Here is an 11,279-nt window from a genome sequence, read left to right on the forward strand (position 1 = left end):
TTGCTACATTGACCGCGAATGTAGTGAACGCAACATGAAAGTTTAGGGAATGCTACACAAACGAAAGCCGCCGCACAAGCGCATCGACGGCACGGTTGTTGCAAACCCCGACGGCTGATCCAACCTGCAGCCCAACGCCCACGAGACCGCGATGACAGAACACACCAAGACAGACGGCATGCCCGGCATGGACATGCCGGTGGTCGCCGAAGCCGGTGCCGGCGCCTTCGGCAAGGCGCCGCCGCGCAACGAGCGCATGAGCGCCGCCAAGGTCGAGTGCAACGCCTGCCCGGTGCTGTGCCAGATCTCCGAAGGCCGCACCGGCGCCTGCGACCGCTACGCCAACCGCGAGGGCGTGCTGGTGCGCGTCGACCCGGTGGTGCTGCTGCGCCGCGAGCTCGCGAGCGAAGCGCCCGCGCTGGTGCCCTTCGACCGCCCCGCCGCCGAGAAAACCGAGGGCGCCGCCCCCGACTGGAACGGCGACCTGCTGCATGCCGACGAGGTCTTCGTCACCGGCGTGGGCTCGTCCACCACCTACCCCGACTACAAGCCCGCGCCCTTCATCGTCGCCTCGAAGGCGCAGGGCGTGGACATGGTCACCGTCGTCACCGAAGGCATCTTCAGCTACTGCAGCTTCAAGGTGAAGATCGACACCGACCGCTACCTCGGCCCCGAACAGGCCAACGTGCGCTACCGCGGCGAGGTGGTGGGCCACGTCACCACGGCCGAGTACGGCTCGCAGATGCTCTCGCTCGGCGGCGTGCACCACCTCACGGGCGGCAGCAAGAAGGAAGGCCGCATGACGGCCGAGCTGATGCAGCTGCTCGGCAACAAGAAGGCCGTGGAGTGCACCATCGACGGCGGCTCCACGCTCGTGATCCAGGCCGGCCGCGCGCCCATCGTCAACGGTGTCGAGGAGCAGCGCATGCGCGTGGGCTGCGGCTCCGCGGCGGTTGGCATCTTCGCGCGCCAGTTCGCGGGCCTGGCCGACGAGGTGGTGGTGGTCGACGACCACATCACCGGCGTGCTCACCGAGCACCAGGCCGGCCGCTGCCTCGACATGGCGCCCTCGGGCATCCAGATGCTCGGGCGCAAGTCGACGCCGGGGCGCTACTTCCAGGTGGCCAATCCGGGCAACGGCTGGGGCGGCACCGACATCGCCGATCCGCTCTCGATCATCGAGGGCTGGGAGGAGGGCGTGGCGCGTCCGGGCCTGCGCCTCCTGATGACCTCGACCACCGGCGAGCATGCGCAGTGGTACGTGCTCGACGCGGCGCTCAAGCCCGTCGAGCAGCCGATGCCGCCCGAGGTGCGCCGCATCGTCGATCGCATCGGCGAGAACTGCGAACCATCGCTGTGCACCGTGCTGTTCCTCGGTGGTGCGGGCGGGTCCCTGCGCGCCGGCGTGACAGAGAACCCGGTGCTGCTCACGCGGGCCATCAAGCGCGCGCTCGTCAACGTGACCTGCGGCGGTGCACCGGCCTACGTGTGGCCCGGCGGCGGCATCACGGTGATGGCCGACGTCATGCGCATGCCCGACAACAGCTTCGGCACGGTGCCCACGCCGGCCATCGTGGCGCCGATCGAGTTCAGCATGCGGCGCGCCGACTACGAGGCGCTCGGCGGCCACACCGCGAGCATCTTCACGCTCGAGCAGGCGCTCGCGCGCGGCGCGTGGCAGGAAGACGGCGCGCCGCTCGCGCGCCAGTGGCTCGCGATGGACGCGGCCAATCCGTGGCCGCTCGGGCACACGCCGATGCTGGGCTGAGCCATGACCGCCCAACGCACAGCGCTCGACAAGAACCGCTGGCACCTGAATCACGGCCCGATCGACATCGTGGCCGAGGCGCACGGCGACCCCTACGCGGTGGCCGCGGCGCACGACGCCGCCTGGGCGCGCTTCGTGCACGTGCTCGACGAGCTGGTGCGCGAGCTGCCGCTGCTGCGCCTGCCCGCGAGCGACAACAGCCCGCCGCGCGGCGTGGTCGCACGGCGCATGTGGAACGCCTGCGCGGCGTTCTCGCCGATGTTTCTGACGCCGATGGCGGCCGTGGCCGGCTCGGTCGCGCAGGAGCTGATCGCCTTCTACGACCGGCCCGGCATCGAGCGGGCCTGGATCAACAACGGCGGCGACATCGCGCTGCATCTGGCGCCGGGCCAGTCGGCGCGCGTCGGCGTGTATGCCGACCTCGCGCGCTTCGACTGGCGCCAGCACGTCGATGGCGGCGGCCTGCTCGGCACCGACGGCCAGTTCGAGATCCGCGCCGAGCAGCCGGTGCGCGGCGTGGCCACGAGCGGCTGGCGCGGGCGCAGCTTCTCGCTCGGCATCGCCGACAGCGTGACCGTGCTCGCCGCCACCGCGGCGCAGGCCGATGCGGCAGCGACCGTGATCGCCAACGCGGTCGACGTCGACGATCCGCGGATCGCGCGCAAGCCCGCCAACGAATGCAAGGACGACAGCGACCTCGGCGATTTCCTCGTCACCGTCGACGTGCCGCCGCTCGCGCCCGCGCAGGTGCGCAGCGCGCTCGACGCCGGTGCGGCATGTACACGTCGGCTGCAGGGAGGGCGGCCTGGTCTGGGCCGCCCTGCTCGTTTGCCAGGGGCAGCTCCGACTTGTGGAGCCCTTATGCTCGAAGTCGCTGCCGGCGGCGCCGGCCGATGCAGTTGGTTCAGTATTTGCTTAACGAAAAGCAAGGTTCTTTCCATGATCGATATACGCCGCGTCTTCACCCAGATCGAGCACATCCACCACGAGTTCGGCCCGCGCGCCGACACCCCGTTGGTGCGCGGTGCCATCGGCGCGGTGCTGACCAATCCCTTCGCCGGCCGCTACGAGCCCGACATCCTCCCGATGATGGCGCTGCTCGATCCGGTGGGCGTGGACATGGCGCACCGCCTGCACGCCGCGATGGACGTGCCGCTGGAGCAGATCGCCACCTACGGCAAGGGCGCCATCGTCGGCGCCGCGGGCGAGCTGGAGCACGGTGCGCTGTGGCACGTGCCCGGCGGCTACGCGATGCGCGAGCTGCTCGGCTGGAAGGGCGACCGCGCGGCCTACACCGCGGGCAAGGGCGAGGAGAAGACCGGCCAGCCCGGCAACGCGCTCTCGATCGTGCCCTCGACCAAGAAGGTGGGCCCGCCCGGCGCCGCGCTCGACGTGCCGCTCACCAACATCAACGCCAGCTACGTGCGCGGCCAGTTCGACGCGATCGAGGTGCGCGTGCCCGGCGCGCCCGCGGCCGACGAGATCGTCTTCATCCTCGCGATGAGCACCGGCTACCGCGTGCATGCGCGCGTGGGCGGGTTGCTGGCGAAAGACATCAGCAAGTGGGACGGCCTGCGCTGACCAGAAAAGGACCATGACCATGATCACGACCCCAACCTCACCATTCAAGCTCAGCCGCTCCAAGCCAGGAACACCGCGGAACCGGCTTTGCCGGGCCGCTGGTGTTGCCCCCGGAGAGGGGGGTGGCGAAGCGACACGCAGTGCGCGCAGCCTGGGGGTGAGCCAATGACCACCGCCAACATCCGCAAGCTCGTCATCCAGGTCGACGAGACCCGTAAGGAGATGGGCCAGGACATCACGCCCCCCACGCGCCGCGCCGTCGCGATCGCCGTGATCGAGAACCCCTACGCGGGCCGCTACAGCGAGAACCTCGACCAGCTGATCGCGATCGGCGAGGAGCTCGGCGCGCTGCTCGGCCAGAAGGCCGTGAAGGCGCTCGGCATCGAGCCCGGCCAGGCGCAGAGCTACGGCAAGGCCGCGATCGTGGGCGAGGGCGGTGAACTGGAGCATGCCGCCGCGATCCTGCATCCCAAGCTCGGCGCGCCGCTGCGCGTGGCGGTCGAGAAGGGCGCGGCGCTGGTGCCCTCGGCCAAGAAGCGCGGCACGCTCGGCACCGCCATCGACGTGCCGCTCGGCCACAAGGACGCCGCCTTCGTGCGCAGCCACTTCGACGCCGTCGAGGCCCGCGTGTCCGATGCGCCGCGCGCGAACGAGATCGTGGTGGCCGTGGCCGTCACCGACAGCGGCCGGCCGCTGCCCCGCATCGGCGGCCTGCAGGTTTCCGAAATCAAGGGCGAAGACGGCCTTCGCTGAATACCGAATGCGGACAGCCGAACGCAGAGGTCGCAAAGATCACGCAGAAGTCGCCAAAGTGAATACCCAGATCTTCTTCGGGACTTCTCTGCGACTTCTGCGGAACCTCTGCGGCTTCTGCGTTCGGCTGTCCGATCCCGATTTGTTTGCGCTCGATTTTTCAAGGAGCTTCCGATGATCCCGTTGCGTCATGTCCTCAACGCCACCGCCCTCGCTGCGATCTGCGTCCTCGTCCCTGCCCACGCCCAGGGCGTGATCAAGATCGGCGAGATCAACAGCTACAAGGCGCAGCCCGCCTTCCTCGAGCCCTACAAGAAGGGCATGGAACTCGCGGTCGACGAGATCAACGCCAAGGGCGGCGTCAACGGCAAGAAGATCGAACTCATCAGCCGCGACGACAACGCCAACCCCGGCGATGCGGTGCGCGTGGCCGAGGAGCTGATCTCGCGCGAGAAGGTCGACGTGCTCGCGGGCGCCTTCCTCTCGAACACCGGCCTCGCGCTGACCGACTTCGCGAAGCAGAAGAAGTTCTTCTATCTGGCTGCCGAGCCGCTGACCGACAAGATCGTCTGGAGCAACGGCAACAAGTACACCTACCGCCTGCGCCCGTCGACCTACATGCAGGTCGCGATGCTGGTGCCCGAGGCCGCCAAGCTCAAGAAGAAGCGCTGGGCCGTCGTGTACCCCAACTACGAATACGGCCAGTCGTCGGTGGCCACCTTCAAGCAGCTGCTCAAGGCTGCGCAGCCCGACGTGGAGTTCGTCGCCGAGCAGGCGCCGCCGCTCGGCAAGGTCGATTCGGGCAGCGTGGTGCAGGCGCTGGCCGATGCCAAGCCCGACGCGATCTTCAACGTGCTGTTCGGCGCCGACCTCTCGAAGTTCGTGCGCGAAGGCAACACGCGCGGCCTGTTCAAGGACCGCGAGGTGGTGAGCGTGCTGACCGGCGAGCCCGAGTACCTCGACCCGCTCAAGGACGAGGCGCCCAACGGCTGGATCGTGACCGGCTATCCGTGGAACGGCGTCAAGACGGCGGAGCACAAGGCCTTCCTCGACGCCTACCAGGCCAAGTTCAAGGACTATCCGCGGCTCGGCTCAGTGGTCGGCTACAGCGCCATCCATTCGATCGCGGCGGGCATCAAGAAGGCCGGCGGCACCGACACCGAGAAGCTGGTCGCGGCCTTCAAGGGCCTGCAGGTCGACACGCCCTTCGGCAAGATCAGCTACCGCGCGCAGGACAACCAGTCCACCATGGGCGCCTACGTCGGCAAGACGAAGAACGACGGCGGCAAGGGCGTGATGGTCGACTACGTGTACCTCGACGGCGCGAAGTTCCAGCCGTCGGACGACGAAGTCAAGAAGATGCGCCCCGCAGACTGACCGTCGACCGACCATAGCCCTCTACCGCAAGCGAACCATTCCAGGAATACCGCGGAACCGGCTTTGCCGGGCCGCAGGTATTGCCCCCGGTAGGGGGTGGGCGGCCACACGAAGTGGGCAAGCCTGGGGGCGAGCAAAGGACTTTTTTGATGAGCTTTTCAGGTTTTGTCGTTCAGTTGCTCAACGGGTTGGCCGGCGCGTCGTCGCTGTTCCTCGTGGCGGCCGGCCTCTCGTTGATCTTCGGCGTGACGCGCATCGTCAACTTCGCCCATGGCTCGTTCTTCATGGTCGGCATCTACGTGGCGTACACGCTGGTCGAGAAGCTCGGTTCCAGCCTGGGCTTCTGGCCTTCGCTGCTGATCGCCGCGCTCGCGGTCGGCGTGCTCGGCGCGCTGATCGAGGTGGTGCTGCTGCGCCGCATCTACAAGGCGCCCGAGCTGTTCCAGCTGCTCGCGACCTTCGCGCTGGTGCTCGTCATCAAGGACGCGGTGCTGTGGCTCTGGGGCCCCGATGAACTGCTGGGCCCTCGCGCGCCGGGCCTCAAGGGCTCGGTCGAGATCCTCGGGCGCCAGTTCCCTTCGTACGACCTGTTCCTGATCGTCGTCGGCCCGGTGGTGCTCGGCCTCGTGTGGCTGCTGCTCACGCGCACGCGCTTCGGCACGCTGGTGCGCGCCGCCACGCAGGACCGCGAGATGGTCAGCGCGCTCGGCGTCAACCAGGCCTGGCTCTTCACCGCGGTGTTCGCGCTCGGCGCACTGCTCGCGGGCCTCGGCGGCGCGCTGCAGCTGCCGCGCGAACCCGCCACGCTCGAGATGGACCTCAACACCATCGGCGCGGCCTTCGTGGTGGTGGTGGTCGGCGGCATGGGTTCGCTCCCGGGCGCCTACGTGGCGGCGCTGCTGATCGCGGAGATCAAGGCCGTGTGCATCTGGCTCGGCGTGGTGCAGATCTTCGGCATCGACGTGTCCTTCTCCAAGCTCACGCTGATGGTCGACTTCCTCGTGATGGCCGCGGTGCTCGTGTGGCGCCCCTGGGGCCTGTTCGGCCGGGCGCAGGCGCCGAGCCGCTACGTCGGCATGCAGGAGGAGCCGCTGCGCCGCCCAGGCAACGCCTACATGGCGGGCGCCGCGGTGCTCGCGCTGCTGCTGGCCGGCCTGCCGCTGCTCGCGGCCGATTCGCCTTACACCATGGTGCTCACCATCGACCTGATGATCGCGGCGCTGTTCGCGACCAGTCTGCACTTCATCATGGGACCGGCGGGCATGCATTCCTTCGGCCATGCGGCCTACTTCGGCCTCGGGGCCTACGGCGCCGCGCTGCTCGCGCGCTCGCTCGGCCTGCCGATGGAGCTCACGCTCATCGTCGCGCCGCTGGTGGCCGCGCTCGGCGCCTTCGTCTACGGCTGGTTCGCGGTGCGGCTCTCGGGCGTGTACCTGGCCATGCTCACGCTCGCCTTCGCGCAGATCACCTGGGCCATCACCTACCAGTGGGACAGCTTCACGGGCGGCAGCAACGGCCTCACGGGCGTGTGGCCCTCGGCCTGGCTCTCGGACAAGCGCAACTACTACTGGCTCACGCTGCTGCTGGTGGGCCTCGGCATCTGGTGGCTGCGGCGCGTGCTGTACTCGCCCTTCGGCTATGCGCTGCGCGCAGGCCGCGACTCGGTGCTGCGCGCCGACGCGATCGGCATCGACGTCAAGCGCATGCAGTGGGCGGCCTTCGTCATCGCGGGCGCGGTGGCGGGGCTCGCGGGCGCGCTGTTCGCGTTCTCCAAGGGCAGCATCTCGCCCGAGACGCTCTCGGTCGGCCGCTCGGTCGACGGGCTGGTGATGGTGCTGCTCGGCGGCATCCAGACCCTCGCGGGTCCGGTGGTCGGCGCCGTGACCTTCACCTGGCTGCACGACACCGTGGCGCGCAACACCGACTATTGGCGCGCGATGCTCGGCGCCATCATCCTGATCCTGGTGCTGCTGTTCCCGCAGGGCATCGCGGGCTCGATCAAGCAGCTCGCGGAGCGCTTCCGCGGCGCGAAGCACGATGCGCACGGCAACGGCGCCAACAAGCTCGAGGAGGTGAAGGCATGAGCCTTCTGAAAGTGCACAACCTCGGCAAGTCCTTCGGCGGCGTGAAGGCCGTCGACGGCATCAGCTTCGAGCTGCCGCCCGGCGAGCTGCTTGCGCTGATCGGGCCCAACGGCGCGGGCAAGTCCACCACCTTCAACATGGTCAATGGCCAGCTCAAGGCCGACCAGGGCTCGATCACGCTCGACGGCCAGGAACTCGTGGGCCGCCGGCCGCGCGAGATCTGGCGAATGGGCGTGGGCCGCACCTTCCAGATCGCCGAGACCTTCGCCTCGCTCACGGTGGTCGAGAACGTGCAGATGGCACTGCTCTCGCACGACCACAAGCTGTTCTCGATGTGGCGCCGCGCCGCCGACCACAAGCGCGAGGAGGCGCTCGCCCTGCTCGACCAGGTCGGCATGAAGTCGCAGGCCGACCGGCCCTGCAGCGTGCTGGCCTACGGCGACGTGAAGCGCGTCGAGCTCGCGATCGCGATGGCCAACAGTCCGAAGCTGCTGCTGATGGACGAGCCCACGGCCGGCATGGCGCCCAAGGAGCGCAATTCGCTGATGGCGCTGACCAAGCAGCTGGTGATCGACCGCGGCATGGCGGTGCTCTTCACCGAGCACAGCATGGACGTGGTGTTCGCGTATGCCGACCGCATGATCGTGCTCGCGCGCGGCCGCCTGATCGCGCAGGGCAAGCCGCTCGAGATCCGCGACCACCCCAAGGTGCAGGAGGTCTACTTCGGCACCGGCAAGACCTTCGAAAAGGCAGCGGCATGAATACCGAGACAGAACGCAGAAGACGCGAAGGTTTCGCAGAAGTCGCAAAAAAATCTTCTGGAAGTTCCTTCTGCGACCTTCGCGAAATCTTTGCGCTCTCTGCGTTCGGCTGCCCGATCCCGCATTCCCTCAAGCCTCGATGAACACCTCGGAACCTCTTCTAGAAGCCAAGGCCCTGTGCGCCTGGTACGGCGCCGCGCAGATTCTCTACGACGTCGACCTCGAGGTGCGGCGCGGCGAAGTGGTGGCGCTCATGGGGCGCAACGGCGCGGGCAAGTCGACCACGCTCAAGGCGTTGATCGGCATGCTCGGCAAGCGCCGCGGCGCGGTGCGCTTCCTCGGCCACGACATCTCGAAGAGCGAGCCGCACCATGCGGCGCGCCTGGGCCTGGGCTTCGTGCCCGAGGACCGGCGCGTGTTCACCGACCTCACGGTGATGGAGAACCTCGAAGTGGGCAAGCAGGCGCCGCGGCGCTGGACCGACGGCAGCGAGGCGCCGCTGTGGACGCCCGAGCGGCTGTTCAAGCTGTTCCCGAACCTCGGCGAGATGCCGCACCGCCCGGGCGGCCGCATGAGCGGCGGTGAGCAGCAGATGCTCACGGTGGCGCGCACGCTCATGGGCAACCCCTACCTGGTGCTGCTCGACGAGCCCTCTGAGGGCGTGGCGCCCGTGATCGTCGAGCAGATGGCGAACATGATCCTCGAGCTCAAGGCGCAGGGCGTGAGCATCCTGCTGTCGGAGCAGAACATGCACTTCGCCGAACTGGTCTCCGACCGCGCCTACGTGCTCGAGAAGGGCCAGATCCGCTACCAGGCCACGATGGCCGAGCTCGCGGCCAACGAGGAGGTGCGCCGCGCCTACCTGAGCGTCTAGTTCCGTTCCGTCCCCGTCGTTCGTCTTTCTCTTTTCGAGGAGTCCGCCATGCACCGCAGAAGCTTCGTCGCAAGATCCGCTGCCACCGCCCTCGGCCTGGCCGGCGGCCTCGGCAGCCTGAGTCTCAACGCCTTCGCGGCGGGCAGGGTGAAGCCCGACGGCAAGTCGGCGCTGCTCGTCATCGACGTGCAGAACTGCTTCGTCGACGGCGGCACGCTGCCCGTGAAGGGCGGTGCCGAGGTGGTGCCGGTGATCAACCGGATCGCGGGCGCCTTCGCCAACATCGTGGTCACGCAGGACTGGCACACGCCCGGCCATGCCTCGTTCGCGAGCGCGCATGCGGGCCAGAAGCCGTTCAGCAGCATCAAGCTGAGCTATGGCAACCAGGTGCTCTGGCCCGACCACTGCGTGCAGGGCACCGACGACGCGGCGCTGCACAAGGACCTGCAGCTGCCCACCGCGCAGCTGGTCATCCGCAAGGGCTTCAACAAGGGCGTCGACAGCTACTCGGCCTTCGAGGAGGCCGACCGCAAGACGCCCACGGGCCTCGGCGGCTACCTCAAGCAGCGCGGCATCAGGACCGTCTACGTCGCCGGCCTCGCGACCGACTTCTGCGTGGCCTGGACCGCGCTCGACGCGCGCAAGGCCGGCTTCGAGGTCTACGTGATCGAGGACGCCACGCGCGCGATCGACCTCAACGGTTCGCTCGCGGCGGCCTGGAAGCAGATGACGGCCAAGGGCGTCAGGCGCATCCAGTCCGGCGACATCGACGCCTGAACGATTCCCTGGCCGCGCCGGCCGCGGCAGCAGCACCAGCATCCGCAGCGATTCCGATAACCACAACGAGGAGCTTGACCCCGCATGACGACTTCGATCTCGAGACGCGCCCTGATGGCGGGCGGCGCCGCGCTGGCCCTGGGGCCGGTGCTTTCGCTTGCGGTGCACGCGGACAACGGCGTCACCGACACTACGATCCGCATCGGCCAGTCGGCCGTGTTCAGCGGGCCGGCCAAGGACTTCGGCGTCGACTACCGCGCAGGCATCAAGCTCCACTTCGACCGCGTCAACAAGTCGGGCGGCATCCATGGCCGGCGCATCGAGCTGGTCTCGTACGACGATGCCTACGAACCCGCGAAGACGGCCGCCAACACGGCCAAGCTGATCGACGAGGACAAGGTGTTCGCGCTCACGGGCTACGTCGCCACCGGCAACCTCGCGGCCGCGATGCCGCTCGCCGAGAAGGCCGGCGTGCCGATGTTCGCGCCGCTCGTGGGCACCAGTTCGTTCCGCGCCAAGACCAACCGCTACCTGTTCCACGTGCGCGCGGGCTACGACCTGGAACTGCGCAAGATCATCAGCCACCTCTCGACCATCGGCATCCATTCGATCGCGGTGGTCTACCAGGACAGCGCCTTCGGCAAGTCGAACCTCGCGACCTGCGAGGAGCTCGCGGCCGACTACAAGGTCAAGGTCGAGAAGACCTTTCCGCTCGCGATCGCGGCCGAGGATGCGAAGCCCCTGGCCGCGGGCCTGGCCGAGGTCAAGCCCGGCGCGGTCGTGATGATCATGGCGGGCCGCCAGGTCGAGGTCTTCATGCGCGACTACCGCGCGACCGGCGTGGGCGCGCCGCTCTACACGCTCTCGGTCGGCATCACCGACGCGGCCGGTTCGGCCAAGCGGCTCGAAGGCAAGCTCGCGGGGCTGGTCACCGCCAGCATCGTGCCGCCGCCGCAGGCGCTGCGCATCCCGATCGTGGCCGACTACCAGCGCGACCGCGCCGAGTTCGGCGAGAAGATCGACAGCTACACCGCGCTCGAGGGCTACATCGCCGCGCGCGTGATGGCCGAGGGCCTGCGCCGCGCGGGCAAGGCGCTCACGCGCGACAGCTTCATCGCGGGGCTGGAGAGCATCGGCAGCACGCGCTTCGGCGACTTCCCGATCGAGTACAGCGCGAAGAACCACAACGGCTCGACCTTCGTCGACCTGGAGATGTACACCCGTGATGGCCAACTCCGGCGGTGACATGAAGCACCCCCCATGCCGCTTCGCGGCTCCCCCCTCTCTCGCCTGCGGCGGGAGGG

At 68.5% G+C, this 11,279-nt stretch carries 9 protein-coding genes and 1 pseudogene; all 10 read left to right on the forward strand.

Features of this window, described 5'->3' with window-relative positions; genetic code table 11:
• Positions 1–151: 151 nt before the first annotated feature.
• The 10 genes and pseudogenes from M2165_RS10700 (at position 152) to M2165_RS10745 (ending at position 11,220) form a co-directional block, all read left to right on the forward strand.
• The gene (locus M2165_RS10700) at positions 152–1,768 is read left to right on the forward strand and encodes a 6-hydroxynicotinate reductase (RefSeq protein WP_280814627.1); all 1,617 of its coding nucleotides are present in this window, start codon (positions 152–154) and stop codon (positions 1,766–1,768) included.
• A 3-nt stretch (positions 1,769–1,771) separates the two neighbouring features.
• Positions 1,772–2,687 (forward strand): annotated as a pseudogene (locus M2165_RS10705) (UPF0280 family protein).
• Positions 2,688–2,707: 20 nt separating this feature from the next.
• Positions 2,708–3,349, forward strand: coding sequence for an amino acid synthesis family protein (locus tag M2165_RS10710; protein ID WP_280814628.1), 642 nt, complete (start codon positions 2,708–2,710; stop codon positions 3,347–3,349).
• A 165-nt stretch (positions 3,350–3,514) separates the two neighbouring features.
• On the forward strand, positions 3,515–4,102 hold the full coding sequence (locus M2165_RS10715) for an amino acid synthesis family protein (RefSeq protein WP_280814629.1): 588 nt from the start codon (positions 3,515–3,517) through the stop codon (positions 4,100–4,102).
• Between the two features lie 174 nt (positions 4,103–4,276).
• Positions 4,277–5,479: an ABC transporter substrate-binding protein gene (locus tag M2165_RS10720; protein WP_280814630.1), complete on the forward strand. Its 1,203-nt coding sequence runs from the start codon at positions 4,277–4,279 to the stop codon at positions 5,477–5,479.
• A 149-nt stretch (positions 5,480–5,628) separates the two neighbouring features.
• The gene (locus tag M2165_RS10725) at positions 5,629–7,563 is read left to right on the forward strand and encodes an ABC transporter permease (protein WP_280814631.1); all 1,935 of its coding nucleotides are present in this window, start codon (positions 5,629–5,631) and stop codon (positions 7,561–7,563) included.
• The gene (locus tag M2165_RS10730; protein ID WP_280814632.1) at positions 7,560–8,324 is read left to right on the forward strand and encodes an ABC transporter ATP-binding protein; all 765 of its coding nucleotides are present in this window, start codon (positions 7,560–7,562) and stop codon (positions 8,322–8,324) included. Before M2165_RS10725 ends, M2165_RS10730 begins: the two co-directional genes overlap by 4 nt.
• Before the next feature lie 139 nt (positions 8,325–8,463).
• Positions 8,464–9,198: an ABC transporter ATP-binding protein gene (locus M2165_RS10735; RefSeq protein ID WP_280814633.1), complete on the forward strand. Its 735-nt coding sequence runs from the start codon at positions 8,464–8,466 to the stop codon at positions 9,196–9,198.
• A gap of 48 nt (positions 9,199–9,246) precedes the next feature.
• Positions 9,247–9,975, forward strand: coding sequence for a bifunctional nicotinamidase/pyrazinamidase (gene pncA / locus M2165_RS10740; RefSeq protein ID WP_280814634.1), 729 nt, complete (start codon positions 9,247–9,249; stop codon positions 9,973–9,975).
• An 84-nt stretch (positions 9,976–10,059) separates the two neighbouring features.
• Positions 10,060–11,220, forward strand: a complete 1,161-nt coding sequence (locus M2165_RS10745; protein ID WP_280814635.1) for an ABC transporter substrate-binding protein — start codon at positions 10,060–10,062, stop codon at positions 11,218–11,220.
• Positions 11,221–11,279: the final 59 nt, after the last annotated feature.

This window comes from Variovorax sp. TBS-050B (assembly GCF_029893635.1).
Lineage (GTDB): Bacteria > Pseudomonadota > Gammaproteobacteria > Burkholderiales > Burkholderiaceae_C > Variovorax.

Excerpts from the sequence above, each read along its gene's own strand:
- M2165_RS10700 (WP_280814627.1), top strand. The coding sequence starts at position 152 with ATGACAGAACACACCAAGACAGACGGCATGCCCGGCATGGACATGCCG.
- M2165_RS10710 (WP_280814628.1), top strand. The coding sequence starts at position 2,708 with ATGATCGATATACGCCGCGTCTTCACCCAGATCGAGCACATCCACCAC.
- M2165_RS10715 (WP_280814629.1), top strand. The coding sequence starts at position 3,515 with ATGACCACCGCCAACATCCGCAAGCTCGTCATCCAGGTCGACGAGACC.
- M2165_RS10720 (WP_280814630.1), top strand. The coding sequence starts at position 4,277 with ATGATCCCGTTGCGTCATGTCCTCAACGCCACCGCCCTCGCTGCGATC.
- M2165_RS10725 (WP_280814631.1), top strand. The coding sequence starts at position 5,629 with ATGAGCTTTTCAGGTTTTGTCGTTCAGTTGCTCAACGGGTTGGCCGGC.
- M2165_RS10730 (WP_280814632.1), top strand. The coding sequence starts at position 7,560 with ATGAGCCTTCTGAAAGTGCACAACCTCGGCAAGTCCTTCGGCGGCGTG.
- M2165_RS10735 (WP_280814633.1), top strand. The coding sequence starts at position 8,464 with ATGAACACCTCGGAACCTCTTCTAGAAGCCAAGGCCCTGTGCGCCTGG.
- pncA (WP_280814634.1), top strand. The coding sequence starts at position 9,247 with ATGCACCGCAGAAGCTTCGTCGCAAGATCCGCTGCCACCGCCCTCGGC.
- M2165_RS10745 (WP_280814635.1), top strand. The coding sequence starts at position 10,060 with ATGACGACTTCGATCTCGAGACGCGCCCTGATGGCGGGCGGCGCCGCG.